This window comes from Streptomyces sp. M41(2017), from assembly GCF_002078175.1.
Taxonomy (GTDB): Bacteria; Actinomycetota; Actinomycetes; order Streptomycetales; family Streptomycetaceae; genus Streptomyces.
This window is the reverse complement of sequence record NZ_MWFK01000001.1, coordinates 4,257,163-4,282,274: the sequence shown is the minus strand read 5'-3', so window position 1 is coordinate 4,282,274 and position 25,112 is coordinate 4,257,163. Positions and strand designations below refer to the sequence as shown.

22 protein-coding genes are annotated in these 25,112 nt (G+C 72.7%); 13 read left to right on the top strand and 9 right to left on the bottom strand.

Annotated features, from left to right (window positions below; translation table 11 throughout):
• Nucleotides 1-48 precede the first annotated feature (48 nt).
• From B0675_RS18805 to B0675_RS18790, 4 genes are all read right to left on the bottom strand, one after another.
• Complete coding sequence (locus B0675_RS18805; RefSeq protein ID WP_081219976.1) at nt 49-1,173, bottom strand: aminopeptidase P family protein; 1,125 nt, start codon at nt 1,171-1,173, stop codon at nt 49-51.
• Between the two features lie 193 nt (nt 1,174-1,366).
• Nucleotides 1,367-2,002 carry a PDZ domain-containing protein gene (locus tag B0675_RS18800; RefSeq protein WP_081219975.1) on the bottom strand — a complete coding sequence of 212 codons (636 nt, stop codon included), beginning with the start codon at nt 2,000-2,002 and terminating at the stop codon, nt 1,367-1,369.
• A gap of 253 nt (nt 2,003-2,255) precedes the next feature.
• Entirely contained in the window at nt 2,256-4,433 is a 2,178-nt protein-coding gene (gene cyc2, locus B0675_RS18795; protein ID WP_081219974.1) for a germacradienol/geosmin synthase Cyc2, read from the bottom strand.
• Between the two features lie 136 nt (nt 4,434-4,569).
• Nucleotides 4,570-5,763, bottom strand: coding sequence for a damage-control phosphatase ARMT1 family protein (locus B0675_RS18790; protein ID WP_081219973.1), 1,194 nt, complete (start codon nt 5,761-5,763; stop codon nt 4,570-4,572).
• Nucleotides 5,764-5,982: 219 nt separating this feature from the next.
• Here B0675_RS18790 and B0675_RS18785 point away from each other — a divergent pair, with 219 nt between their 5' ends.
• Nucleotides 5,983-6,933: a lytic polysaccharide monooxygenase gene (locus B0675_RS18785; RefSeq protein ID WP_081219972.1), complete on the top strand. Its 951-nt coding sequence runs from the start codon at nt 5,983-5,985 to the stop codon at nt 6,931-6,933.
• Nucleotides 6,934-7,053: 120 nt separating this feature from the next.
• Entirely contained in the window at nt 7,054-7,923 is an 870-nt protein-coding gene (locus tag B0675_RS18780; RefSeq protein WP_081219971.1) for a LysR family transcriptional regulator, read from the top strand.
• A gap of 33 nt (nt 7,924-7,956) precedes the next feature.
• On the opposite strand, the gene B0675_RS18775 is transcribed toward B0675_RS18780, so the two are convergent.
• Nucleotides 7,957-9,417 carry a DUF3533 domain-containing protein gene (locus B0675_RS18775; RefSeq protein WP_081219970.1) on the bottom strand — a complete coding sequence of 487 codons (1,461 nt, stop codon included), beginning with the start codon at nt 9,415-9,417 and terminating at the stop codon, nt 7,957-7,959.
• A 294-nt stretch (nt 9,418-9,711) separates the two neighbouring features.
• Between B0675_RS18775 and B0675_RS18770 the strand changes: the two genes are divergently transcribed.
• From B0675_RS18770 to B0675_RS18740, 6 genes are all read left to right on the top strand, one after another.
• Nucleotides 9,712-10,251 (top strand): hypothetical protein, encoded by a 540-nt coding sequence (locus B0675_RS18770; RefSeq protein ID WP_081219969.1) that lies wholly within the window; start codon nt 9,712-9,714, stop codon nt 10,249-10,251.
• Between the two features lie 3 nt (nt 10,252-10,254).
• A complete protein-coding gene (locus tag B0675_RS18765; protein WP_179165320.1) occupies nt 10,255-11,457 on the top strand; it encodes an MAB_1171c family putative transporter in 1,203 nt (400 codons plus the stop codon).
• 59 nt (nt 11,458-11,516) lie between these two features.
• On the top strand, nt 11,517-12,743 hold the full coding sequence (locus tag B0675_RS18760; RefSeq protein ID WP_081219968.1) for a DUF6545 domain-containing protein: 1,227 nt from the start codon (nt 11,517-11,519) through the stop codon (nt 12,741-12,743).
• 367 nt (nt 12,744-13,110) lie between these two features.
• The gene (locus B0675_RS18755; RefSeq protein ID WP_081219967.1) at nt 13,111-14,508 is read left to right on the top strand and encodes an FAD-dependent monooxygenase; all 1,398 of its coding nucleotides are present in this window, start codon (nt 13,111-13,113) and stop codon (nt 14,506-14,508) included.
• A 346-nt stretch (nt 14,509-14,854) separates the two neighbouring features.
• Nucleotides 14,855-15,910 carry a lysylphosphatidylglycerol synthase transmembrane domain-containing protein gene (locus B0675_RS18745; RefSeq protein WP_241539811.1) on the top strand — a complete coding sequence of 352 codons (1,056 nt, stop codon included), beginning with the start codon at nt 14,855-14,857 and terminating at the stop codon, nt 15,908-15,910.
• Nucleotides 15,911-15,998: 88 nt separating this feature from the next.
• Entirely contained in the window at nt 15,999-16,598 is a 600-nt protein-coding gene (locus tag B0675_RS18740; protein ID WP_081219965.1) for a DUF4328 domain-containing protein, read from the top strand.
• A 48-nt stretch (nt 16,599-16,646) separates the two neighbouring features.
• Here the strand turns inward: B0675_RS18740 and msrB are convergent, their stop codons facing one another.
• From msrB to B0675_RS18720, 4 genes are all read right to left on the bottom strand, one after another.
• Nucleotides 16,647-17,054 (bottom strand): peptide-methionine (R)-S-oxide reductase MsrB, encoded by a 408-nt coding sequence (gene msrB / locus B0675_RS18735; protein WP_081221867.1) that lies wholly within the window; start codon nt 17,052-17,054, stop codon nt 16,647-16,649.
• Between the two features lie 45 nt (nt 17,055-17,099).
• Nucleotides 17,100-18,488, bottom strand: coding sequence for a UDP-N-acetylmuramate--L-alanine ligase (gene murC / locus B0675_RS18730; protein ID WP_081219964.1), 1,389 nt, complete (start codon nt 18,486-18,488; stop codon nt 17,100-17,102).
• 138 nt (nt 18,489-18,626) lie between these two features.
• The gene (locus B0675_RS18725) at nt 18,627-19,100 is read right to left on the bottom strand and encodes an indole-3-glycerol phosphate synthase (protein WP_179165319.1); all 474 of its coding nucleotides are present in this window, start codon (nt 19,098-19,100) and stop codon (nt 18,627-18,629) included.
• A 132-nt stretch (nt 19,101-19,232) separates the two neighbouring features.
• Nucleotides 19,233-20,027, bottom strand: coding sequence for a pyrimidine reductase family protein (locus B0675_RS18720; RefSeq protein ID WP_081221866.1), 795 nt, complete (start codon nt 20,025-20,027; stop codon nt 19,233-19,235).
• 37 nt (nt 20,028-20,064) lie between these two features.
• Here B0675_RS18720 and zapE point away from each other — a divergent pair, with 37 nt between their 5' ends.
• From zapE to B0675_RS18695, 5 genes are all read left to right on the top strand, one after another.
• On the top strand, nt 20,065-21,171 hold the full coding sequence (gene zapE, locus B0675_RS18715; protein WP_081219962.1) for a cell division protein ZapE: 1,107 nt from the start codon (nt 20,065-20,067) through the stop codon (nt 21,169-21,171).
• Between the two features lie 157 nt (nt 21,172-21,328).
• A complete protein-coding gene (locus tag B0675_RS18710) occupies nt 21,329-21,667 on the top strand; it encodes a hypothetical protein (RefSeq protein ID WP_081219961.1) in 339 nt (112 codons plus the stop codon).
• Nucleotides 21,668-21,737: 70 nt separating this feature from the next.
• A complete protein-coding gene (locus B0675_RS18705; protein WP_081219960.1) occupies nt 21,738-22,316 on the top strand; it encodes a carbonic anhydrase in 579 nt (192 codons plus the stop codon).
• Nucleotides 22,317-22,324: 8 nt separating this feature from the next.
• On the top strand, nt 22,325-23,839 hold the full coding sequence (locus tag B0675_RS18700) for a SulP family inorganic anion transporter (protein WP_081219959.1): 1,515 nt from the start codon (nt 22,325-22,327) through the stop codon (nt 23,837-23,839).
• 178 nt (nt 23,840-24,017) lie between these two features.
• Nucleotides 24,018-25,052: a slipin family protein gene (locus B0675_RS18695; RefSeq protein WP_081219958.1), complete on the top strand. Its 1,035-nt coding sequence runs from the start codon at nt 24,018-24,020 to the stop codon at nt 25,050-25,052.
• Nucleotides 25,053-25,112: the final 60 nt, after the last annotated feature.

Sequence of the window (25,112 nt, the reverse complement as noted above, 5' to 3'; positions counted from 1 at the left end):
GTCCGGGGGCGGGGGCGGAGCGGTCGCCGCGCGGTCGGTGCGTCCACGTCAGTCGACGACGACCATCTCGCGGGAGGTGTTGTTGAGCCGGCGGCCGCCGTCCTCCGTCACCGTGACGATGTCCTCGATCCGGACCCCGAAACGGCCCGGCAGGTAGATGCCGGGTTCGACGGAGAAGCACATGCCGGGGACGAGAGGCTGTTCCTCGCCCTCGACCATGTAGGGCGGTTCGTGGGTGGTGACGCCGATGCCGTGTCCGGTGCGGTGGATGAAGTACTTGCCGTACCCGGCCTCTTCGATGACGGCACGGGCCGCTCGGTCGATGTCCTGGCAGGCGGCTCCCGGGCGGACGGCGCGGACGCCGGCCTCCTGGGCCGCGCGCACGATGTCGTGCACCGCGCGTTCCTCGTCGTCCGGTTCCCCGACGTGGACCGTGCGGGAGGTGTCCGAGCCGTAGCCGTCCTTGAGGCCGCCGAAGTCCAGGACGACCATGTCGCCGTGCTCGATGACGCGCTCGTCGGCCTCGTGGTGCGGGTCGGCGCCGTTCGGTCCCGAGGCGACGATGGTGAAGTCGACCTGGGAGTGGCCGAAGCGGCGCAGCAGGTCGGCGAGGTCGGCGGAGACCTCCGCCTCCCTGCGGCCGGCGAAGGTGACCTTCCGGATCTCCTCGAACGCCGCGTCGGCGGCCGCTCCGGCCGCGGCGAGCCGCTCCAGTTCCGCCGCGTCCTTGACGGCGCGGAGCATCGGCAGCGCCTCCGTCAGGGCCGCGTACCGGGTGCCGGGCAGCCGTTTCTGCAAACCGAGCAGGTGCAGCGCCCAGCCGTTGTCGCTGATGCCGTAGCGGCCGGCGGGGGCGATGAGGGGCGCGGCGGCCTCGTAGGGGTTCGTGCCGTCGGTCCACTCGTGGAGGGTCAGCGCGGGAGCGCCGGTCGACTTGGCCGCGTCGGGTGCCTCCAGGGTGGGCACGACGAGCGCCGGATCCTGGCCGGCCCTGAGCACGAGGAGGGTGAGCCGCTCCGTCTCGACCGGGCGGTATCCGGTCAGCCACACCATGTCGGGTCCCGGCGCCACGAGGACACCGTCCAGGCCGGCGTCGGCGGCGGCCTCGGCGGCACGCCGCATACGGGCCGCGTAGTCGACGGCGGTGAAGGGCGCGGGTGTGGCGGCGGTCATCCATGCCTCCGTGTGCGGAGTTCCCCAGAGGGCTACGGGCAGCATCTTCCCCCTCCGCCGGAGCCCGCGCGAGCCGGTCCCCGGGGCCGCCTCCGTTTCCCGCGACCCCACGCCGGGGCGGAGGGCCGGCTCCGCTCCTCGTCGCCGCGGAACGCGCCGACCGGGAGGACGGTGCGAGCCGGCGGCGCCGCCCTCATGTCGCGATGCCCGGGACGGCCGACAGGCGGGCCCGGGTGCCGTTCGCGTGCCGGACGTCGAGGGTGAGGTCCCGGCCGGGCTCGGCGCCGGCGACCGCGTGGGCGAGGTCAGCCGCCGATGTGATCCCTCTGCCGCCGACGCCGAGCAGGACGTCTCCACGGACCAGACCGGCGGTGTAACCGGGGCCAGGCGTGTGCACTCCGATGAGCAGGGCGCCTCCGCCCTTGGGCGCGTCGACGGCCTCCACCCCGAGCGCCGCCCGCTCCGGCGCCCCGGCGGCTTTCGCCGGCGGGAGCGGGGCGCCGCCGCCGGACGCGGTCGTGGTCCCGCCCGGCCGCGGCGCCGCCGAGGTGCCCGGTCCGCCGGACGGCCCGTGCGCCTGTCCGGCCGCTCCGGCCTGCTTCTGCAGGGCGGCCAGCCTGCTCATGCCGATCACGGTCGCGCCCACCGTGCCAAGCCCCACTCCGGAGAGCACCAGCACCACCCCGACGAAGAGGCTGAACAGCAGCGTGACCAGCCGCCTGCCGCGGCGCTTCGCCGCGTGCGGTCGCCGGACTCCGCCGGAGGGACGCTCCCCCGTGCCCGGTTCCTGCCCGGGCATCGGCTTGGGACGCAACGCGGTCTGTTCCATGGGGTCGCCTCCGGCGGATGCTCTGCGGATCGCCTGCGGCTTCTGCCCTACCCCGCACCCCGGTGCGCGATGGTTCCCCAACGAGTGAGACTGGCGCCCCTGTTCGAGAAATCCCCCTCCGGGCCGGTGGTACGGGGTACCTGCACGGTGACATGACGGAAGGCGGTGCGGGGTCCGTGCGAACCGGACCCCGCACCGCCGACGCTGTCGGTCACAGGGACTCACCCCGGACTCATGGCGGTGTGCGGGCCGTTCAGAGGGCGACGGGCTCCGCCCGCCAGGCGAACGGCAGGCCGGGGGCCTGGTCGGGCACGAACCCGTGGGCGCGCCGGGCCAGGTCCGCCGCACCGTAGCGGCGGCAGTCCTGGTGCCACTTCAGGATGCCCGCCAGCCAGTTCTGCAGCTCGACCACATAGCCCCGCATGATCCCCCGCACCTCCTCCGAGAGCTTGAAGTCCTCGAACAGGATGGGGAATTCGTGGGCCGCGACGTGCTGGAACTGCTCCATGCGCTGGGTCATCAGATCGTGGATGATCCCGAGCGCGCTCGGATAGTCGCAGCCGAAGAAGTTCTGCACGACGAGGATGCCGTTGTGGACCTCCCCCTCGTACTCGATCTCCTTCTGGTACGAGAACACGTCGTTCAGGAGCATGGCGTAGTCCATGGCCGCGTTCTCCAGCGAGCGGACGGGGCCGCTGCGGTACACCTCCGGCGGGACGGCGGGGCCGTGGCCGAGCCGGCACAGGCCCATGGTCAGGTCGGAACCGAAGGTGGCCCGGCGCATCTCCAGGTAGTCGATCGGGTCCGGGATGCGGTTCTGGATCTGGTTGGACAGCTCCCACAGCCAGCTCTCGGTCATCACGTCCACCGACGCGCGCACGGTCCTGCGTGCCTCCGGTGGCATCTCCGCGGTGGTCCGCCGCCACAGGTCGATCAGTCCACGCTCCATCGCGTTGACCGGTACGGGGACCTCGTCGCCGTCGATGGGCATGCAGGCCGACAGGCGCGCGGTGGTCACCTTGGCGGCGGCCAGGTCGCGCCGGTTGCCGAACAGCAGCGGGTAGTAGTCGTCGCCGTACGTACCCCAGGCCAGCCACTGCGAGCTGAGGTCGAGGGCCTCGGGCGTGGCGTCCGGATGGATGCCGGCCGCGCAGAGCGGCAGGTCGTAGGCGATGAGCTTGTCCTCGTCCCAGACGCCCTCCTGGAGCATGCCCGTGCCGTGCATCCAGCCGGTGAGCCGCTCGCGGGCCCCGGCGAGGTGCGGGCTGAGGGTGACCTCGAACGGCATGTGGAAGTCGGGAAGTCGGGAGGGCCCGACCTTCTGGAACGGGACGTGGGTGTACGCGCGCATCCGCTCGGCACCGGCCGCGGAGAGCAGACCGCCGATGTCCGCGGCGGACGTGCCGAGACCGCCCATGGCGAAGGGCCGCGGCTCGTCCGTGGCGCCCTGGTTCATGTAGCGGCTGGAGCGCATGTGCCACTCGTGGCCGCCGGACTGCCAGTCCACGAGTCCCTGTGTGTACGCGGCGACCGCGCCGACCTCCGGCGGGGTGAGTCCCTTCTCCAGGGCCAGCGCGGGCACTTCGGTGAGCGCCGTGTGCTCGAACTGGTGCAGCCGTGAGGTGAGGATGTCGTTGACGGTCTCGGCGGCTTCCTGGGTCGTGCAGCCGAAGAACGTCTCCAGGACCAGGACCCCGTTGCTCAGTTCGCCCTCGTCCTCCACCTCGCGCTGGTAGGAGAAGAGGTCGTTGCGCAGATGGACGCCGTCCGAGAACGTCTCCATCAGGACGCGCAGCGGCCTGGTCTCGGCGACGGACGCCGGGACCTCGGCGGTGGCGTACTCGACGAGACCGGCGGACCAGGGCGCGCCGCCGACCTTGCGGCGCATCTCGATGTACTCGACGGGATTGGAGACCCGCCCTTCGTTGATGTTGGACAGCTCCCACATCGACTCGTTCAGCAGGTGCTCGGTGGAGACCGCGAACCGCCTGCGCCAGTCCTCCGTCATCGCGGGCACGGTGCGCGCCCACAGGTCGGCGAGGCCCGCCTCGACCGGGTTCTCCGGCTCCGGTACGGGAGCCGACAGGTCGAGCGGCATGAACAGCGGCAACCGGTCGAGGTAGGCCTTGCCGCCCTCGCGGTCCTGCGTGCGCTTGAAGGTCTCCAGGAAGTGGTCGTCGAAGAAGAACACCCACACGTACCAGTCGGTGATCAGAGACAGGGCCGGCCCGTCGCAGTCGGGGTGGGTGTACGCGCACAACAGGCCGTAGTCGTGGGCGTCGAGGTCGGACTGCTCCCAGATGCCTGAACCTTCCAGCATGCCCATTCCGCGGGCCCAGTCGACGGTGTGGGCCCGTGCCTCGTCCAGATGCGGGTTCAGCCGGGCGGTGTACGGCATGTAGAAGTGCGGGAGTTCGAACGGCTGCGTCATGGCCGGGCCCTACCCACGGCCCCACGCGAGCATCCGCAGGCCCGGACATGATCACACCATCGCGTGAATCGGTGCGAAAGCCGCGCACGGCGGCACGGTTTCGGGTCCGGCGGCGGGACCTGGCACCGGCCCCGTCCTAGCGTCGCGCCTGGATCAGCGCGTGGGTGCCCCCGGTTCGCCAGTGGCCGCCCTCGGCCGCGTCGAGGGCGGCCTCGGTGGCGGGGGCGAGCCCGACGACGACATCGGACTTGAGGGTGCGCAGCGCCGCCACCGCTCCGGGGAAGTACGCGGTGGCCTCGGCGAACGGGGTGGTGGCCGGGTGCAGGCGGTCGCCGATGAGGCGGCGGTAGTTGAGGTCGCCCTTCAGGACGGTGACGTCGGCCGCGGCGAACTCCTGCCGGAGGTTCGCGGGCAGGTCGGCGTACGGGAGCGGGGCGCAGGCGAAGGGGTGGGCGCGCAGGGTGAGCCGGCCGTCGGCGAGGGCCGCCCAGAGCCGCCGGCCCGCCTCGCCCGCCGCTCCGTCGGCCGCGGGGAGCCGGCGCAGGGCGTCGAGGACGTCGGCGGTGGTGGCGTCGGAGACGTAGTACGGGTACGGCTTCAGGTGCAGGACGACGTGTCGGGCCCGGCCGTGGCGGAGCAGGTGGTCGACGAGGAGCAGGTCGGGGACGAGCTCGCGGCCCGCGTTGTCCGCGACCAGGCAGAGCGTGCCTCCGGCGAGGAGGGAGCGCAGCATCGTGCTGTCGTCCGCGACGAGTTGGGAGTCGGCCGTGGACTCGCCTCCGGCGGCCTGAAGCCGGAAGCCGAGGTCGGCCCGGTTGCCCCACAGCGAACCGTGCAGGAGTGCCTTCTCCTGTTCCTCGACCGGCCGGGACGCGAGCTCGTCCAGCGCGGCGAGTTCCTCTTCGGCCTCCGCACTGTCCAGCTCGGCGAGCTTGAAGGGCCGGAAGGGGTCGATGCCCTGCCACGGACCAGGCGTGAAGTAGTCGACGGCTTCGAGGAGTTGGCGGTAGAAGTAGCTCTCGGACCAGAGGAAGGGCACGTCGAACCAGGAGCGGCCGTAGTACGCCCTGCCGCCCCAGGCGTCCCATCGCGCGCGGTCCGGCGCCGACGCAGGGAGCGGTTCGATCACGCCCTCGGAGCTGTTCGTGAGCAGCGCGGCGAGCGCGCGGCGCTGCTCGGGTCCGTACGGGAAGGCGTCCTCGACCTTCGCGAGGAGGGCCGGATGCCGTTCGGCCAGCACGCTCCACGGGAACGAGCCGCGCACCGAGGAGACGACCACCGGAGCGTCGTCGGGGGCGGTGGACGGGGCGGTGGCGTGGGGATCGGGCATGCCGTTCACCGTACCGGCCGGGCGGGACCGGCCCGCCGTGGCGGGGGCGCGCCGGAGGCCGCTCCCCCGGAGGGCCCAGCGCCGGCCCGGCGGCTGCCGCCCGCCCCCGGCCTGAACACACGGCACGGCGGCCCCGTACTTCACGGTGCCCCGCGCGGGTGACCGTCCGGTCGCCCGCGGCGGCACGCCGCTTCGCCGACGCACCGAGGAGATCTCCGGATGACCGCCTACCGCACCGCCACCGCGGCCGCTGTCGCCCTGGCGGCCCCGCTGCTCCTCACGACGTGGGCCGCGGGCCCCGCGTCGGCGCACGGCGCCCCGACGTCACCGGTCAGCAGGGTGTTCGCGTGCTCTCCCGAGGGTGGTGGCCTGAACCGGACGAACGCCTGCCGGGCCGCGATCGCCGCGAACGGCGCGCCCTTCACCGCGTGGGACAACCTGCGTGTGGGCGGTGTGAACGGCCGGGACCGCTCGGTGATTCCGGACGGCAAGCTGTGCAGCGGCGGCCTGCCCGCCTACAAGGGGCTCGATCTGGCGCGCGCCGACTTCCCGTCCACGCGCCTGACGCCCGGCGCGTCCTTCACCCTCGCCTACAGCTCGACGATCCCGCACACGGGAACCTTCAAGCTCTTCCTGACGAAGCCCGGTTACGACCCGACACGACCGCTGCGGTGGTCGGACCTGCCCGCGCAGCCGTTCGCGACGGCCACCGATCCGGCGCTCGTCGACGGCGCGTACCGCATCCGGGCGAAGCTGCCGTCCGACCGCACCGGCCGCCAGATGCTGTTCACCATCTGGCAGAACACCAGCACGACCGACACGTACTACTCCTGCTCGGACGTGGTGCTCTCCGGAGCGCGCGCGGCGTCCACGCCCACCCGGACCGCGTCGGCGAAGGCGGGCACGTCGGCCGGCGGCAGGACCACGCACACCCACACGTCGTCCCCGTCGGTGGCGTCGTCGGCCGGCCGGACGTCGAAGCCCTCCCCTTCCGAGTCGCCCTCCCTGGTCACCTCGTCACCCACCGAGTCGGCGGGCACCGACCACCTGACGCCCGCCGCCGACAGCACGTCCGGCGGCGGCGGCGCGACCCTCCCCCTGGCCGCCGGAGCCGCGGCGGCGCTGCTGCTCACCGGCGGGGTCGCCGTCACCCTGCGCCGCCGCCGCTGACCCCCGGACGCCGCTCGGCACCACCCCGCACGATCGTCACCTGCGACAATCGGCACAGGACGTCATCTCGTTCGGAGATGGGCGGGCCGGGGCCGGTGACGGGCTGCTTCGGGAGTGGAGATGGATCTGCGGCAGATGGAGGTCGTCGTCGCGGTGGCCGAGGAGGGCGGATTCACCGCGGCCGCCCAGCGGCTGCACGTGGTGCAGTCCGCCGTGTCGAGCACGGTCCGCACGCTGGAACGGGAGCTGGGAACGCCGCTGTTCGACCGCACCACGCACCGGGTGTCGCTGACCGCGGCCGGTGAGGCGTTCGTCCCCGCGGCGCGTCTGGCCCTGCGGGCGGCGGAGCAGGCCCGGGCGGCCGTCGACCTGGCGCGGGGACAACTGCGCGGGAGGCTCACCGTGGGCACGATGCAGGGTGTCTGGGCCGACCTCCACAAGCCGCTGGCCGCGCTGCGCGCCGAGCATCCGGGCGTGGTGGTGCGGCTGCGGCAGGCCGCGGTGACCGACATCCGGCAGGCGCTGCGCGAGGGCACGGTCGACCTGGCCGTGGTCGCGCTGGACCGGCAGCAGCAGCGCGGTCTGGTGACCCGGCTGCTCTCCCACGAGGAGATGGTGCTGGTCTCCGCCCCGCGGCGGACGCTCGCCGCGTCCGGCCCCGACGGTACGGTCACGCTCGCCGAGACGGCGCGGCTGCCGCTCGTGGACTTCGTGCCCGGCTGGGCGATCCGGCTCTCCGTGGACCGGGCGTTCCGCGCGGCCGCGGTGGAACGGGAGACGACCTTCGAGGTCAACGACATCGTCGCCGCGGCCGAACTCGTCCGCAACGACCTCGGCGTCTGCGTCATGCCCGCCTCGATCGCCGCGCGGTTCCCCGACCTCGGCACCCACAGGTTCGACCGGCACGCGCCGCACTGGAAGGTCATGCTGGTACGCCCCGCCGGCGAACCCCCGCCGGTGGTCGCCGCGCTGCTGCGCCACATGACCTGAGAACCCGTCAGGCGGCCCGCTCTACAGGACTGTTCACGCGGATCCGGCCGGCCCGACGGGCGGGACGGGCTGCGGGGTCATGCGGTGCAGCCCCTTGCGGTCGTAGTAGCGGGTCATCGCGAAGCCGAAGAGGAGGCCGATCGCGGTCCCGACGCCGATCATCAGCCAGGCCCGGTCGAGGCCCGCGTCGGCCCGCGCGTCGAAGAAGAGGATGGCCCGCACTCCGTCGCTCAGCTGCCGCATGGGCTCGAAGATCGAGAGGAAGCGGTAGAAGCCGGGGACGGCCTGGAGCGGCACGGTGGCTCCCGAGGACGGCAGGCCCAGCACGATGAACACGAACATCGAGACGAGCTGGCCGATGCCGCCGAACGCCGCGTTGATGGCCTGCACGCCCAGCCCGACGGCGAGGCTCGCGCAGTACGAGTAGATCCACAGCAGGGGCAGGTGTGTGGCGTCCATGCCGAGGATCGCGACGGTGGCCAGCATGACCAGGGAGACCGTCAGCAGGGTGATCCCCACGGTCATGCCCATCTTCAGGAGCAGCGTCTGCGTGCGGTTGATCGGCACGGTCGGCCGGCGGGTGTGCCAGGGGCCGATCTCACTGTCGGCGTAGCCGAGGGCCGTGTCGACTCCGGTGCTGATGAGGTTGGCGCCGAGGAACCCGGCGAGCACCAGGAGCAGGGTGTAGTAGAAGGCGCTCAGCCCGAGGCCGCTGTGCCGTCCGATGGGGTGTCCGACGCGGGTGACGACCTGGACGGGCTGGGCGAGGAGCAGGCGCGTGGTGGGGTCGGCCTTCGCGGTCGCGGGGGACGCCGTCAGCTGCTTGCCGATGGTGGTTGAGGCCTGCTGTGCCGCGGCCGTGGTGATGCGGCTCGCCAGGGAGGAACCGAGGCTGCCCATACCGGGGTTGGTCAGCACCGTGAGGGTGGGCCGTTTCGTGGCGTTCGCCGTCGTGAGGGCGGCGAGGGAGTCGGTGAAGTTCGTCGGGACCTCCAGGGCGCCGTAGATCTTCCCGGAGGCGAGTTCGTCCTGCGCCTCGGCGGGGGTCAGCCGGCGCCACTCGACCGTGTCGGACGTGCCGTCCGAGACGATGGCGGTGGTGACCTGGGTGCCGACGTTCTGGCGCTGCCCCGGGAGGGGCTTGCCGAGGTCCGCGTTGACGAGCCCGATCGGCAGGTCGTGCAGGTTCCGCTCCGGATTGACGATGCCGCCCATGTAGAGCAGCGACAGCAGCAGGGCGAGCAGCGCCGTCAGTACGGTGGGGAAGATCCACAGTTTCGGCCGCGACAGCAACGCGCCGGCCCGGGCGCCACCTCCCGACCCCCGCGGCCCTCCTCCGGCCCCCGACCCGACACCGCCGCTTCCGCCGCCACGGCCGCCACGGCCGCCGCTGATGAGGCCGTCACCGGTCGCGTCTCCGACCGGGTCACCGACGGGGTCACCCACCGGGTCGCGATGGCCGTCGTCGTCGGGGTGCTTGCTGTCGGCGTCCATGCTTCTCCATAGGGTCCGGGCGGCACGGGACCGTCGGGGGCGCGCGGCCCGGCCGGGGATCCGGGGCCGCAGGTCAGGCCAGGATCGGTCGTCCCCGGGCATCACGGCCGCCGACGCGCCGACCGACCGGTTGACGGCCGCGATAACCTGACGGGCACTCGGACACGGGCCACACCGGATGACGCGGCGGTCCGCCGAGGGATCGACGGAGCCGCGGGACGAGAGGGTGGTCCCGCTTCCACGGCGTTCCCGTACCTCACGTTCCCGGGGAGAAGCGTGCGCAAAGGAAAGGTCATGCGGCGCCTCGTCGACACACTGGTCGACGAGGTCCGGCTACCGGTGCCCACCACTCCGGACGCCCTGTTCGGAGAGCTGATCCGAGCCGTGGGCAAGGGGACCGGGCGGGAACTGGAGCTGGTGAAGGAGCGGTTCCCCTACGGGACGGCCAGCGGCCTGTGGCTGGACCTGCCCGACCGGGACCTCGTCGTGGTGGAGCAACGGGCCACCCCGCTGCACCAGTTGGCGATCTTCTTCCACGAGGTGTGGCACTTGGAGACGGGTACCTGCGCAAGCCACGTCGTCGGCCGTCCCGTGGCGGCACGCATGCTCTCGACCCGTCCTGATCTCCCCCAACTGGCGGAAACCGTTCGGCGGGTGGCGGCGCGCTCGGACTTCAGCCGGGTCGAGGAGGCGGACGCCGAGCGGTTCGGCCTTCTCGCCGTCACCCGGTTCCGTATGTGGCTGGAGGGCGAGGACGACGGGCCGTCCGCCGACCTCGGCGAGATCGCCGGACGGATCGGCGCCTCGCTGGGAAGCCGTCGTCGGCAGGTCTGAGCCATGGAATCCTCGGACTACTACATACCGGCGCTCGCGCTGTGGGCCTGTCTCGCCGTGCGGCTCCCCGGGTTGCTGAGGGACTGGCGTGACCCGCTGGTCCGGTCGGTCGGCCTCGTGATCGCCCTCGGCGGCGCCGGCTTCGTCTTCGCCGCGCCGCCGACCATCGCCGCGGTGAACGACGTCAGCGGCATCCCGAACGCGTCCTCCCTGCTCGTCTACGTCATCATCTCCGCGTTCAGCGCGTCGTGCCTGCTGCTCATCGTGCACTGGCGGGGTGGGCCCCCCGAGTACGTGCGGCGGGTCTCGCGGCGCTGGCGGATCGCCTACCTCCTGATCATCGCCGCGCTGATCGCCCTGTTCGCGCTCGGTGACGCACCGGTCGAACGGCGCACCGACTTCGACACGCACTACGCCTCGGAGCCGTTCATCGCCGAGATGATCGTGCTCTACCTGCTCGCCCACATGACCGCGGCGATCGTCACCACGTCGCTGTGCTGGCGCTGGGCGCTCCAGGTGCACGGCTGGCTGCGGGCCGGTCTGGTGGTGCTGTGCGCGGGGTGGCTGCTGAACCTGTCCTTCAGTTCCCTCAAACTGGCCGCGGTGAGCGCCCGTTGGACCGGCAGTGACTGGGACACCCTCAGCACGACCTTCTCCCCGCTCGTCTCGGCCGTGGCCGCGCCGTGCGCCACCGTGGGCTTCCTGCTGCCGCTGATCGGCCCCCGGGCCGCCGCCTCCCTCCGGGCATTCGCAGCCTGCCGCCGGCTCGGCGCCCTGTGGCGGGAGCTCAGCAGGGCCGCACCCGGTGTGCAGCTCACCGGCCCGGTCACCTGGTACGCCTCTCCCCGCGTCCGACTCACCCGGCGGGAGGCGGGCATCCAGGACGGCCTCAGCCTGATCCGACCGCACCTCGACGAAACAGTGCGCGCCCGTGCCCGGGCGGCGGCCACGGCTGCCGGGGCGGCTCCTGAGCAGGCCGCGCTCGCGGGCGATGCCGCGATGGTCCACGCCGCCGTGCGCGCCACGCGGGACGGCCACCCTGCCGCGTCGCTCGTGGCCACGGACGCGTCGGTCGCCTCCCTGCGCGCCGACCTGCCGGGGCTGTCGCGCGCGCTGCGTGCCTCCCCCGGCGTCATGGAGCCCCTCCCGGAAGCGAACGCGCTGTCCCCCACGGCCGTCCAGGACGGCGAGAGGTCCCGCACATGACGCCGACCGTGCCCCACCGCCGACGGCCGCCGGGCCCGCGGACCGGAGGTCTGTGAGCGATGGACAGCGGAGTCGTCTTCTACGTTCCCGGTGTCGCGCTCACCGTCGTACTCGCGCTCAAGGCCCGTTCCCTCAAGGACACGTGGCGGGATCCACTGATCGCCTCCAGCAACGCCATCCTGCTGATCGGCGCGGTGGTGTGCGTCCTGTCCGCGCCTCCGACGATCACGGTCGTCAACGCCGCCACCGGGATCTCCAACTTCAGTGCCCCGCTGGTGTACTGCGGCATGACGGCGCTCAGCGGCGGCTACCTCGTCCTGATGACCGCCTGGCGGGGCGGACCACGGCACCGGCTCGACCGGCGCATCCTGCTGATCGCCTCCTTCTGCACCGCGGTCGTCCTCGGGATCGTGGTCCTGTTCGCGCTCGCGGACGTGCCCGTCGAGCGCACCCGGGACCTGGACACGTACTACGCCGGCACCCCGTACATGCGCGAGATGATCCTGCTGTACCTGGCGTTCCACTCCGTCGCGAGTCTGCTCCTGACGGGCATGTGCCTCAGCTGGGTGCGTGCGGTCAGCGGCATCACACGGACCGGCCTCGTCCTGGTCGTGATCGGCGCCTGCTTCGACCTGTCGTTCCAGGCGGCCAAGTACACCGCCATCGCGGCACGTTGGAGCGGACGGGACTGGGACTTCCTCAGCACCGACGTGTCACCCCCGCTGGTGGCGACCGCCGGCATCTTCGTCGCGACCGGATTCGCGCTGCCCCGGCTCGGCCCCTCCGTCGCGGACTCGCTGCGCGCCCGGCGCCGTTGCCGGCTGCTGAGGCCGCTGTGGGCCGAGGTCCGCGGCCTGCCGACCCCGTCCGGCGCGGGTATCCCTTGGTGGACACCTCCCGTGGTCCGGCTGACACAGCAGGAGATCGCGATACTGGACGGCGTGCTGGCCTGCGGGCCCTATCTGGACCCGGAGGTGCGGGACACCGCCTACGCGGAGGTCTCCGGACAGCCGGCGCCGGACTCACCTCCCCGGGCGGTGCCGGGAACGACCGTGCGCCTGACGCCGCAGGAACACGCGACGGTGGTCGCCGAGGCGGCGATGCTCGCCGCCGCCCGCGTCCGGATGGCGGGACGTCACGATCCCTGCGACGCGGACCGGACGGGATCGCTGGACAGCATGGAGAAGCCGCATCTGCGGGTCGGCCTCGCCCAGGCACTGAGATCCTCGCCCGTCGTCGCCGCGGCCCGTCGCCGGGCCGCTCTGCACGACGTCCGCCGGAACTGACACGTCCGTCGGGCCGCCCGGAGGCCGCACCGCCCCCCGCCCGCCGGGGAACATGGGGTTCCCGCCGCCGAGGAGCCTTCTCCGCACCTGACGGAGAAGGACGACCACCCCGTGCCGAATCGATTCCTCACGTAATGTTCGATTGCCACACCGGCTGGCGGACCCAAGTCCGTTTCTTCGGTGGCCGTTCCGGTGCGCGCGCCTCAGCTCAGGCCCGATCATGAACGTGCCGGGCCGAGCGAGGCACGAGCCGACGAACACGGGGCCGGGGGCGGTACGACGGTGTACGGCGGCCCGGTTCGTCTCCGCACACCGGCTGCCCGGAACGACCGCGGCCGCACGGCCGCCAGAGAGGGTGCTTGCGCCGATGTCTGAAAGAACGTCGGGCCACCGGCCCACCGCCGTGGTGGTCGGTGGCGGTATGACCGGCATGCTCGCGGCCTCCGTGCTCGCCCGCTTCGGGGACGTCACGGTCGTCGAGGCGGACACTCTGCCCGAACAGCCGTCCCCTCGCAGGGGGTTGCCACAGGCCCGGCACGCCCATGTGCTGTGGTCCGGCGGGGTCGGGGCGATCGAGCAGTTGCTGCCCGGGATCACGGAGCGACTGCTGGAGCGCGGGGCGCGGCGCGTGCCGATCATGTCCGGCATGGTGAGCAAGGCGCCGTCCGGACAGTGGTTCCGCCGGTTCGAGCACGCCCACCACGTGAACATCGTGTGCTCGCGCGACCTGCTCGACGCGACGATCCGGGCCGAGGTCGTGGCGCGGCCCGGCATCACGGTGCTGGAGCGGACCGAGACCGTGGGGCTGGAGGGCACCGCCGACCGTGTGACCGGGGTCCGGACACGGGACGCGGCGGGCGCCGGCACCCTGAACGCCGACCTGGTCGTGGACGCGAGCGGGCGCGGGAGCCGGGCACCGGCGTGGCTCACCGGGCTTGGCCTCCCGGCGGTGGGCGAACGCGTCGTCGACGCCGGCGTGGGCTACGCCAGCCGGATGTACCGCCCCCCGGCCTCCGCGTCGGACGACTTCCCGATCGTCAACGTACAGGCCGAGCCCACCCGCCCACCGGGCAAGGGCGGCATCATCCTTCCCATCGAGAACGGGCAGTGGCTCGTCACCCTGGCGGGCACCCGGGGCGGCCGGCCGAGCCGGGACAACGACGCGTTCGTGTCCTTCGCCGAGTCGCTCGCCCACCCGGTCATCGGTGAGCTCCTCACCCGGGCCGAGCCGGTCACCGACGTGGTCACCACACGGAGCACCGCCAACAAACGGCGCTACTTCGAGAAGCTGGACCGCTGGCCGGCCGGATTCGCCGTGCTCGGCGACGCCGTCGCCGGATACAACCCGGTGTACGGGCACGGCCTGACCGCGGCGGCGCAGAGCGTGGTCGCGATGCGGGAGGTGCTGGCCCGACATGACCTCGGCTCGGCCAAGGCCGCTCGGCTCGTTCAGCGCGCAGCGGCCCGCCCGGTGGGGCAGGCCTGGGATCTCGCCGTCGGGCAGGACGCGTTCTATCCCGGAGCCACCGCGGAGGCGCCGTCCCGGATCGAGCGCCTCATGGCCGCGTTCATCGACCGCGCGGTGGACGCCGGAGCCCGCAACCCGCATGCTCTGCGCGCCCTGTTGGACGTGATGAGCATGGAGCGGGCACCCGTCCGGCTTCTCGCCCCCGACATGCTGTGGAGGGTGTTCCTGGGCCGTAAGAAGCCTCTCCTGGACGGTCCGCCCCTGACGGACGGCGAGCGGAAGTCGGTCGGCCTCTGACAGTTCATCAACTCCTGCTCATCAGAGGGATCTTGAGGAATCCGAGGTCGACGGCACACCGATTGCCGGGCCCTGGACGCGGGGCGGGCCGGGCACGGCCCGTCGAGGCGTACTCCACGCCGCGCACACGTCCCGGCCGCGGGGCCCTCCCCCATCCCCGGTCGGTACCGTTCCTGCCCCGCGCCCTCCCCCCGGACCCCCTGCCGTGTCGCCCACAAGCTCGCCCCCCTTCCGCTGCCGGACACATGGACGCCACCCCGTACGGGAACGTTTCTCCTGTCCCCGTTGCATCGCCTTGGATCCGTCCGTCCGCATGCGGGCGTGACGCGGAAGGACGACGTGCGCCGTGTCCCTGCTTCCGCTCGAAAGTCTCACCGCGGCCCCCGAAGCCCCCGCCACCTGCCCGGCCGCCGTGCCCGTCGACGTCCCGGCGCCGGTCGGCGCCCCCACCGCCGAGCGCCTCACGCCCCTCGGACGCCTCACCCGTCTCACGATGGTCCTGCTGCCGCTCCTGGTGATCGGGGTGTGGGTCGTACTGGACCGGCACGCGCTGCTGGACGGAGCCGTCCGGCTGGGTGCTGCCGACCCCTGGTGGCTGCTGGCCGGAGCCCTCTTCACGGCTCTCGGCTGGGTGGCCGCCGCCTGCGTACGACAGGGCGCCCTTCCGGAACGGCTGCCTCCGGGGCTGCTGCTGGCGTCGCAGTTCGCCGCCGGTGCCGCCAACCACGTCCTGCCGGCGGGAATCGGCGCCCACGCCGTCACCCTGCGCTTCCTGCGGCGACAGGGCATCCCGCTGCCTCGCGCCACCGCGTCGGTCGCCCTCTACTCGCTGGTCAAACCGCTGGCCAAGATGCCGGTCCTGATCGTGTTCCTGGTGGCCTCCGAGGACACCCTCCGGCTCGGCCGGCTCGCCCCGGACCGCTGGACGGTGCTGCCCGCCGCGGGCGGTGCGGCGCTCGCGCTCACCGTCGTCCTCGCACTGCCGGCACTCGTCCGCCCGCTGCGCCGTCCGCTCCTCGACTTCCTGCGCACCGCGCTGACCGACATACGGATCCTGCACACCCGGCCCAGCCGGGTCATCGCTCTCTGGGGCGGGTCCGCCGCGGCCCCGCTGCTCCAGGGGAGCGTGATCGCGTCGGTCGGGTTCTCGCTCGGACTGCCGTTGTCATGGGCCCAGGTGATGTTCGCCCTCCTGGTCGCCAGTACCGCCGCGGGCGCCGTGCCCGCGCCCGGCGGTATCGGCCCGATGGACGCCGCCCTGGTGTTCACCATGGTCGCGCTGGGCGCCCCGATGAGCCTGTCGACGGCGACCGTGATCGGCTACCGCGTGCTGACGGTGTGGGTGCCGCTGCTGCCCGGCACCCTCGTGCTGTCCGCGCTGGTCCACCGCAAGGTTCTGTGACGACCCGTCCGGCCATATGATCCGATCCGCCGCTCCTCCGCGGCGCCCGTCGCGGCGCGTGCCGCCCAAGAGAAGCAGGTCGGCCCACGTGACCGGTCCCACCGTCAAGGCACCCTGGATCCTCGCCCGTTGCGCCCAGGGGGCGATAGCCGTGGCCGCGGTCGCGGACGTGTTCCGCGCGACCGCGCACAGAGCCCGGGCCGTGCATGACACCGCCGCCAACCAGGACGCCTCGGGGACCACGTCGTTGGTGTTCACCTACGTGATGCTCGGGGCGGCGGTCCTGTTCCTGGTCTGGTTCGACCAGAGCCGGCACAACGCCCAGGTCATCAGTGGTGACGCCGGGCTCGCGACCGGTGCCTGGCCCGTCGTCGGCTGGTTCGTGCCGTTCGTCAATCTCGTGCTGCCGCGCCGGTTCGTGCTCGACGTCCTGCGGGCGAGCACCGGAGGGAAGCGGGGGCGCGACGAGATCCTGGTGAACGTCTGGTGGGGCGTCTGGCTCGCCCACGCCCTGCTCGTCCCGGTCGGCTCGCTCACGGCCCCCACGTCGCTGCCCGTTCTCGTCCTGGGAGAGGCCCTCATGTGCGCCGCCGGAGTCCTCGCCATCCGGCTGATCGACCGCATGACCGCACTCCAGGCCGCGCCCCACCCGGCCCCACCGTCCCCGGCGCCGCTCGGCCACAGGTGACCGGACCGATCCCCGGGGCACGCCGTGCGGCCCGCCCCGGGGTGGAACTCAGCCCTCCTCGGCCGCCAGCCGCAGCGAAATGCTGTTGATGCAGTACCGCTGGTCCGTCGGCGTCGGGTAGCCCTCGCCCTCGAAGACGTGGCCGAGGTGCGATCCGCAGCGGGAGCAGCGGACCTCGGTGCGGACCATGCCGTGGGAGCGGTCCTGGATCAGCTCGACGGCGTCGGTGTCCTTCGGGTCGTAGAAGGACGGCCAGCCGCAGTGCGACTCGAACTTCTCCGTCGAGGTGAACAGCTCCGCGCCGCAGGCGCGACAGGAGTAGACGCCCTTCGTCTTGGTGTCGGTGTACTCACCCTTGAACGCGGGCTCGGTGCCGGCCTGGCGCAGCACCGCGTATTCGGCCGGGGTCAGCTCCGCGCGCCACTCTTCGTCCGGCTTTTCGATGTCGTACGACATGAAGCTCAACCCCTCACATTCCGGGAGGCCCGCTGGGGCCCACTGCTACTCGGACAGGCGGGCGAGGATCTCCGGTCCGAGATCCGTCACGTCACCCGCGCCCATGGTGAGAACGAGATCACCGGGCTTCGCCATTCCCGCGACGACGGACGGCACGTCCGCCGTGTCGTGGACCGGCGTCACGTCCGCGCCCGCGGCGCGTGCGGCCTGGAGGATCAGCTCGCTGGTGACGCCCGGGATCGGGTCCTCGCGGGCCGGGTAGATGTCCAGGACGACGGAGGCGTCCGCGAGGGCCAGGGACTCGCCCATCTCCTTGCCCAGCTCCTGGGTGCGGGAGAAGAGGTGCGGCTGGAAGACGACGAGGATGCGGCCCGAGGTGCCGGCGCGCATGGCCTCCAGGTCGGCCGTCATCTCGGTCGGGTGGTGCGCGTAGGAGTCGACGACCTGGACGCCGGCCGCCTCGCCCTTGAGCTGGAGGCGGCGCTTCACGCCGGTGTAGGAGGCGAGCGCGGGGGCCAGCTCGGCCGCCGGGATCCCGAGGGCGACACCGGCCGCGAGGGCCGCCACCGCGTTGTGCGCGTAGTGCTTGCCGGGGACGGAGACCGCGAAGGTCAGTTCGGCGCCGTCCAGCAGGACGGTCACCTCGCTGGTGAGGCCACGCGGGACGACGGAGAGGACCCTGAGGTCCGCGTCGGCGGCGTCGCCGTACGTCACCACGTTCACGTCGCCCGCCCTCACCCGGCGGGTCAGCTCGCGGGCGCCCTCGTGGTCCGCGGAGATCACCAGCGTGCCGCCCTCGGTGACGCGGTCGACGAAGGTCTCGAAGGACGCGTAGATCTCGTCCATGGAGGCGTAGTTGGCGTGGTGGTCGAGTTCGACGTTGAGGACGATCGCGACCTCGGGGGCGTACTTGTGGAAGCTGCGGTCGGACTCGTCGGCCTCGGCGACGAAGATCTCGCCGTCGCCGTGCAGGGCGTTCGAGCCGGGGGCGTCGAGGTCGCCGCCGATGGCGTACGACGGGGAGAGGCCGAGGGAGGAGAGGGAGACGGCGAGCATCGACGTGGTGGTCGTCTTGCCGTGGGTGCCGGCGACCGCGATCGGCCGCAGGCCGTCCATCAGGCGGGCGAGGGCGTCCGACCGGTGGACCACGGGGATGTCCAGCTCGGCCGCGCGGGCCAGCTCCGGGTTGTCCGCGCGGATGGCGGAGGAGACCACGACACAGCTGGCGTCGGGGGCGAGGTGGTCGGCCGCGTGCCCGATGTGGACCGTGACGCCGAGCGCGCGCAGCGCCTCGGCGGTGGCGGAGTCCTTGGCGTCGCTGCCCGCCACCCGGGCCCCGCGCTGCGCGAGGATCTTCGCGATGCCCGACATCCCGGCGCCGCCGATGCCGATGAAGTGCGGTCGGTCCATCGCGGTAGGAAGGCCGGGTGCCATGCGTGTTTCTCCCCAAGATCCGGTACGAAGGTGGGCGCGTCCTCCGCGGAGAACGCGCCCCCAGCCTATGGGGTGCGTCCGGCGCCGCCCCACAAGGGACACCGGAGCCGCATCCCGCTGTTCAGTTCGGTGCGGACCTCACGCCTTGCTGTGCGAGAACAGCTTCAGCACCGGCACGCCCACCTTGTGGCGGGCCTTGGAGGCCCAGTCGCGGTGGAAGAACTCCTCCACGTAGTGCGGGTCGGTCAGCACGATGACCTCGTCGGCCTTGACCTCGTCGACCAGGTCCTTCAGCGCGTCGAGCGGGTGGTCCTCGATGAGCCGGCCCTCCGCCTCGCTGCCGGACGCCCGCAGGGCGATCAGTGAGACCTCCAGTGCCCGCTCGCCCTGGCTCGCTGCGGCCTCGCCCTCCGGTGTCTCGCCCTCGCGCGCCGCCTCGTCGATCTCGCCCAGCGCCACGTCGTCGATGGCCCGCAGCAGCCGGTCCGCCTGATCGCCCCGGGGCTGGAGCAGCACGTGGAAGGCGACCGTCTCGTCACCGTGCAAGGTGGTGACGAACTCCACGTCGGCGGACGTCAGGGCCTTCTCGATCATCAATACGCTTGTGAACACGACAGGCGCCCTTCTCGTCCGTGGGCCGTCCCGGCCCCCTGCAAAAACCATCCTGCCCCGTGACCGCACGGGGACTGCGCGATTTAGTGTGCCCGGCGGACAGCAAACGGAACGTGATACTCCGATTACGTGTCAGGGCCGACGGTATCGGCTGTACACAAACCCGGCCTCTTCCAGCAGCGACACTAGTTCGAACCGGCGCGGCAGCGGCACCGGGGGCCCGCCCGCGATGCGCTGGGATTCTCCGGCGGCGAGCATCGGGGACAGCGTCAGACACATCTCGTCGAGCACGTCGGCCGCGATCAGTTGGCCCAGCAGACGCGGGCCGCCCTCCGTCAGCAGCCGGGGGTGGCCGAGGTCGCCGAGCGCCCGGACGGCACGGGCCGGGTCGACCCCCGCCCCGTCCCCGGCGATCACCACGCGGGCGCCCGCCTTCTCGGCCGCCGCGACCCGGTCCGACGGGGCCGTCGCGCCGGTGAGGATCAGCGTGGGCACCAGGGGCGAGGTGAAGAGCGGCAGCGAGAAGTCCAGGTCGAGACCCGCGGTGACCACCGCGACGGCGGGGGCGGGACCCTGGCCCGCCGCCTTCCGCAGGTCCGCGAAGGCCTCCCGCGCGCGGGCCGGCCGGTAACCCTCCTGGCGTACCGTTTCCGCACCGGCCAGGACGACATCGGCGAGACCCCTGAGAACCCCGAAGACCCGCATGTCGGTGGGGCTGGAGATGGGCTGCGAGCGCCCTTCGTGCTGGGCGGCGCCGTCCAGGGTGGACACCATGTTGGCCCGCAGCCAGGGTCCGTCGGTCTCGGGGTAGGCGTAGGCCTCGGCCAGTTCTCCGAGACCCCACTCGCGGTCCGTCACATCCGCCCCGGGAGCCCCCGCGGAGGCCTGGGCTGCTGTTTCGTAGGTCACAGGGAACAGGCGTCGCATGACGTGCAGTGTGGCACGGCGCATAGAGTGGGTGACCGTGTCGTCCTCCACCACCGCCTCCGGGATCGACCCGATAGCCGAAGCGGCCCCCCTGTCCCTGTGCGCCCGCGAGCCGCACGTGCCCGCCGACCGGCTCGTCGCCGAGATGGTGCCGCCGCCGCGCTTCGACTCGGTCCGCTTCGCCACGTACATCCCGGACCCGAACCAGCCCAGCCAGACCGAGGCGGTGGGGGTCCTCGAAACCTTCGCCGCCGGACTCGGCGGGGCGCACGCCCTGGGCGGCCCCAAGCGGAAGCTGTTCGGTTTCGGCAAGGCCCCGAAGACCCCGGCCGGCCCGCGGGGCGTCTACCTCGACGGCGGGTACGGCGTCGGCAAGACCCACCTGCTCGCCTCCCTGTGGCACGCGACCCCGGCGGAGCCGGCGCTCAAGGCGTTCGGCACCTTCGTGGAGCTGACGAACCTGGTGGGCGCGCTCGGCTTCCAGAAGACGGTGCAGACCCTCTCCGGGCACCGCCTCCTGTGCATCGACGAGTTCGAGCTCGACGATCCGGGCGACACCGTCCTCGTCTCGACCCTGCTCGGCAAGCTCGTCGACGCGGGCGTCGCGCTCGCCGCCACGTCGAACACCCTGCCGGGCAAGCTCGGTGAGGGCCGGTTCGCCTCGGCGGACTTCCTGCGGGAGATCCAGGGCCTGTCCGCGCACTTCCGGCCGCTGCGCATCGACGGCGAGGACTACCGGCACCGCGGGCTGCCCGAGGCTCCGGCGCCGTTCTCCGAGGAGCAGGTCACCAAGGCGGCGTACGCCACCGAGGGCGCCTCCCTGGACGACTTCCCGCACCTGCTGGAACACCTCGCACGCGTCCACCCCAGCCGCTACGGCGCCCTGACCGACGGGATCGCCGCGGTCTGCCTCACCGACGTCCGGCCCGTCCCCGACCAGTCGACGGCGCTGCGGCTCGTCGTGCTCGCGGACCGGCTGTACGACCGCGAGGTCCCCGTCCTCGCCTCCGGAGAACCCTTCGACCAGCTGTTCAGCGAGGAGATGCTGAACGGCGGCTACCGCAAGAAGTACTTCCGTGCGATCTCCCGGCTCACGGCGCTGGCCCGCGACGCGAAGGGCCTCGTGGAGAAGCCGGGGGACTGAGCACGGCCCGGCGGAGAGCGGGTTCACGCCAACCGCCCGCCCCCTTTCGGGCGGTCTTCACGGGCGGAACGCGCAGTTGACCCTGCAAACAACTCCGCCCGTTACGCTACGGAACGAAGCTGACCGTCGCCATGCGTGAGCAGCCGGGAGGGGGCCCATGTTCCGAGGTACGACGGCCCGGACCCTGTTCGTGGTGCTCGCCGCCGTCCTGCTGAGCCTGCAACCCCTCGCCCCCGCCGAGTCGTTCGCGTCCGCGCACCGGGGTGAGGTCGTCGCCTGCGCCGAGGCGGAACACCCGCACAAGGTGGCACCGGCCCAGGGAACCCGGCGGCGCGTCCACGACGAGGACCCCGAGCCGGGACCGCCGGTCCTCGTCCCGCAGGCGTCCGACCCCGCCGCCGACTGCCGGCCCGCACCCCTTCGTACCGCGCACCCGGGCACGTCCAGAGCCTCGACCGCGCACTCCCCCGCGGGACTTCAGGTCTTCCGCTGCTGAGCAGGGCACCTCCCCCCACACCCCGCTCTGCAAGCCGACGCGCCCCGACGGCGCGCCAGGAGGATCCGACATGCAGCCTCTCATCGACCATGCCCGCTCCTTCGGCCGGCGACCCGAGGACTTCGCCTCGCTCGCCCAAGGCCAGTCCCCGCAGGTGCTGTTCGTCACCTGCTCCGACTCACGGGTCGTTCCCGCCCTGATCACCGGTGCCCGCCCCGGCGAGCTCTTCGAACTGCGTACCGCGGGCAGCATCGTCCCGCCCTACGTCCCCGGCCGCCCCACCTCCGAGGCGGCGACCGTCGAGTACGCGGTGGACGTGCTCGGCGTCCGCGAGATCGTGGTCTGCGGCCACTCGCACTGCGGCGCCGTCGGCGCCCTGGTGCGCGGCGAGGACCTCACCGCCGTACCGGCCGTCCGCGACTGGCTGGCCCAGACCGAGCCGCCGGCGGACGTGCCGGACGACGACCCCGCCGTCGCCGGGGCGGTCCGGTCCCACGTGCTCGCGCAACTGCTCCGCCTCCGCTCCTACCCCTGCGTAAAACGGGCCCTGACGGCCCGTCGGCTCCGGCTGCACGGCTGGTACTACGAGGTCCACACCGGCGCGGTGCTCGAACACCGCCCGGACACCGACACCTTCGAAGCGCTGTGAGGCGCGCGATGACCGACCCCCACAACACCGAGGGCCCCACCCGCGGGTCCGGCCTCGGGAGCCTCCCGGCGAGGTTCCCCCATCTGCGGCAGGACCTCGCCGCCTCCGTCGTCGTGTTCCTGGTCGCGCTGCCGCTCTGCGTCGGCGTCGCGGTCGCCTCGGGCGTGCCGGCCGAAATCGGCCTGGTCACCGGCATCGTGGGCGGCGTCGTCACCGGTCTGATGCGCGGCAGCAGCCTCCAGGTGTCGGGCCCCGCCGCGGGACTGACCGTGCTGGTCTTCGAGGCGGTGCGGGAGTACGGCCTCGCGTCCCTCGGGGTGATCGTGCTCGTCACCGGGCTGCTCCAACTCCTCATGGGCGCGCTGAAACTGGGGCGCTGGTTCCGGGCGATCTCCCTCTCGGTCGTCGAGGGGATGCTGGCCGGCATCGGGCTCGTCCTCATCGCGGGCCAGCTCTACGCGATGGCCGGTCTGAAGGCACCGGCGTCCGGCGTCGACAAGCTCACCGGGCTGCCACGGGCGCTCGCGGACGCCGTCGGGGACCCGGACGCGCTGGCCTCGCTCGGCCTCGGCGTCGGCACCGTCGCCGTCCTCGTCCTGTGGCCACGGCTGCCTCGGCGGGTGCGGGCGGTTCCGGCGGCGCTCGGCGCCGTGCTCCTCGCCACCGTCGCGGTGCCGCTCCTCGGCCTGCCCGTCGCCACGGTCGAGGTCCGGGGGCTCCTGGGCTCGATCCAGCCGCCGCCCCTCGACGCGTTCGGCGGTCTGGCGACGGTCGGGCTGCTCGGCACGATCCTCGCGTTCACCCTGATCGCCTCCGCCGAGTCGCTGTTCAGCGCGGCGGCCGTGGACCGGATGCACGACGGCCCGCGGACCGCGTACGACAAGGAACTGATGGCACAGGGCGCGGGCAACACGGTCTGCGGCCTCCTCGGGGCACTGCCGATGACCGCCGTGATCGTCCGCAGCGCGGCGAACGTGCGGGCGGGCGCCCGCACGAAGGCGTCCCGGGTGCTGCACGGCGTCTGGCTCCTGCTCTTCGCCGCGCTGCTGCCGGCCGCGCTCGGTGTCATCCCGCTGCCCGCCCTCGCCGGCGTCCTGGTGCACGCGGGCTGGAAGCTGATCCCGCTGCGCGAGGTCGCGTCCCTGTGGCGTGAGCACCGGGGCGAGGCGCTGATCCTCGTCGTGACCGCCGTGTCGATCGTCGCCGTCAGCATGTTCGAGGGCGTACTGATCGGCCTCGCGCTGGCGGTGGCCAAGACGGCGTGGGAGGCCTCGCACGTGCGGCTCGACGTCATAGACAAGGGCGCCGGTCCCGTCCAGGTGTACCTGTCGGGCAACGCCACCTTCCTGCGGCTGCCCAGGATCCTCGGCAGCCTGGAGGCGCTGCCGCAGGACCGTCCGGTCGAGCTGAACGTCTCCGGTCTGCACCACCTCGACCACGCGTGCCGGTCAGCGCTGGAGACCTGGTCGACGCGGCACAGCGCCGCCGGGACCGAGCCGGTGAGGGTCACCCCGGACATGTGACCCGGAGGCCGGGCCCGCCCTCCGGCGGGCCCGGCCGATCCCGCCGCCCAGCCCCGCAGGGAGGCGTGCCGGGCGGCCCGCGGGGACACCGACCCGGCGACGTAACCTGGACGTGTCAGGCATGTCGGACGGCCCGGAAGGGGACCGCCCGCACCGGACGACTCGGAAGGGGGTCGTCATGGTCGAGGAAATCATCGCGGCGATCGCGGTGGCAGGCTCTGCCGGAGTGGTCTACGTCGCGGCCGGCGCCCGGGTCGTCAAGCAGTACGAGCGCGGGGTCGTCCTGCGCCTCGGACGGCTCGCGGGCGAGATCCGCTCCCCCGGCTTCACCATGATCGTTCCGTTCGTGGACCGGCTCCGCAAGGTCAACATCCAGATCGTGACGCTGCCGATCCCGGCCCAGGAGGGCATCACCCGCGACAACGTCACGGTCCGCGTCGACGCCGTCGTCTACTTCAAGGTCGTGAACGCCGCCGACGCGGTCATCCAGGTCGAGGACTACCGTTTCGCGGTCTCGCAGATGGCGCAGACCTCGCTGCGCTCGATCATCGGCAAGAGCGACCTGGACGACCTGCTGTCCAACCGCGAAAAGCTCAACCAGGGACTGGAGTTGATGATCGACAGCCCGGCGATCGGCTGGGGCGTGCAGATCGACCGCGTCGAGATCAAGGACGTGTCGCTGCCCGAGACGATGAAGCGCTCCATGGCCCGGCAGGCCGAGGCCGACCGTGAGCGGCGGGCCCGGATCATCAACGCCGACGCCGAGTTGCAGGCCTCGAAGAAGCTCGCACAGGCCGCCGAGGTGATGTCGGAACAGCCGGCCGCCCTCCAACTGAGGCTGCTGCAGACCGTGGTGGCCGTCGCCGCCGAGAAGAACTCCACCCTCGTCCTGCCCTTCCCCGTCGAACTGCTCCGCTTCCTGGAGCGGGCACAGTCCGGACAGGCTCCGGTCGCTCCGGAGCCGCAGGCCGAGCGTCCGCCGGAGACACCGCCGCCGACGGACGCGCGGCAGGTGACCGAGGACACCGAGCCGCCCGCCCTGGCGAACGGAGCCGGCCGGCTGCCGGAGGGCCTCGGCGTTCCGGACGCCTTCGGCGACACGGACGGGCTCGGGATACCGGGCGCCTTCGGGGATCTGGACGCCCCGGGGAGGCTGCCGGAGTCCCGGGAGCCGGAGGCTCCGGAGGAACTCGGGGAGAAGCCGCTGGACTGACCCCGTCCGGCTCGGGGCACCCGCTGCGGGCACGTGGTGACCGGCCGTCCGGGCGCACCG

Excerpts from the sequence above, each read along its gene's own strand:
- B0675_RS18800 (WP_081219975.1), bottom strand. The coding sequence starts at position 2,002 with ATGGAACAGACCGCGTTGCGTCCCAAGCCGATGCCCGGGCAGGAACCG.
- B0675_RS18710 (WP_081219961.1), top strand. The coding sequence starts at position 21,329 with ATGTTCCGAGGTACGACGGCCCGGACCCTGTTCGTGGTGCTCGCCGCC.
- B0675_RS18720 (WP_081221866.1), bottom strand. The coding sequence starts at position 20,027 with ATGCGACGCCTGTTCCCTGTGACCTACGAAACAGCAGCCCAGGCCTCC.
- B0675_RS18700 (WP_081219959.1), top strand. The coding sequence starts at position 22,325 with ATGACCGACCCCCACAACACCGAGGGCCCCACCCGCGGGTCCGGCCTC.
- B0675_RS18770 (WP_081219969.1), top strand. The coding sequence starts at position 9,712 with ATGCGGCGCCTCGTCGACACACTGGTCGACGAGGTCCGGCTACCGGTG.
- B0675_RS18755 (WP_081219967.1), top strand. The coding sequence starts at position 13,111 with ATGTCTGAAAGAACGTCGGGCCACCGGCCCACCGCCGTGGTGGTCGGT.
- B0675_RS18780 (WP_081219971.1), top strand. The coding sequence starts at position 7,054 with ATGGATCTGCGGCAGATGGAGGTCGTCGTCGCGGTGGCCGAGGAGGGC.
- B0675_RS18705 (WP_081219960.1), top strand. The coding sequence starts at position 21,738 with ATGCAGCCTCTCATCGACCATGCCCGCTCCTTCGGCCGGCGACCCGAG.
- msrB (WP_081221867.1), bottom strand. The coding sequence starts at position 17,054 with ATGTCGTACGACATCGAAAAGCCGGACGAAGAGTGGCGCGCGGAGCTG.
- B0675_RS18775 (WP_081219970.1), bottom strand. The coding sequence starts at position 9,417 with ATGGACGCCGACAGCAAGCACCCCGACGACGACGGCCATCGCGACCCG.
- B0675_RS18805 (WP_081219976.1), bottom strand. The coding sequence starts at position 1,173 with ATGACCGCCGCCACACCCGCGCCCTTCACCGCCGTCGACTACGCGGCC.
- murC (WP_081219964.1), bottom strand. The coding sequence starts at position 18,488 with ATGGCACCCGGCCTTCCTACCGCGATGGACCGACCGCACTTCATCGGC.
- cyc2 (WP_081219974.1), bottom strand. The coding sequence starts at position 4,433 with ATGACGCAGCCGTTCGAACTCCCGCACTTCTACATGCCGTACACCGCC.
- B0675_RS18695 (WP_081219958.1), top strand. The coding sequence starts at position 24,018 with ATGGTCGAGGAAATCATCGCGGCGATCGCGGTGGCAGGCTCTGCCGGA.
- B0675_RS18760 (WP_081219968.1), top strand. The coding sequence starts at position 11,517 with ATGGACAGCGGAGTCGTCTTCTACGTTCCCGGTGTCGCGCTCACCGTC.
- B0675_RS18790 (WP_081219973.1), bottom strand. The coding sequence starts at position 5,763 with ATGCCCGATCCCCACGCCACCGCCCCGTCCACCGCCCCCGACGACGCT.
- B0675_RS18765 (WP_179165320.1), top strand. The coding sequence starts at position 10,255 with ATGGAATCCTCGGACTACTACATACCGGCGCTCGCGCTGTGGGCCTGT.
- B0675_RS18785 (WP_081219972.1), top strand. The coding sequence starts at position 5,983 with ATGACCGCCTACCGCACCGCCACCGCGGCCGCTGTCGCCCTGGCGGCC.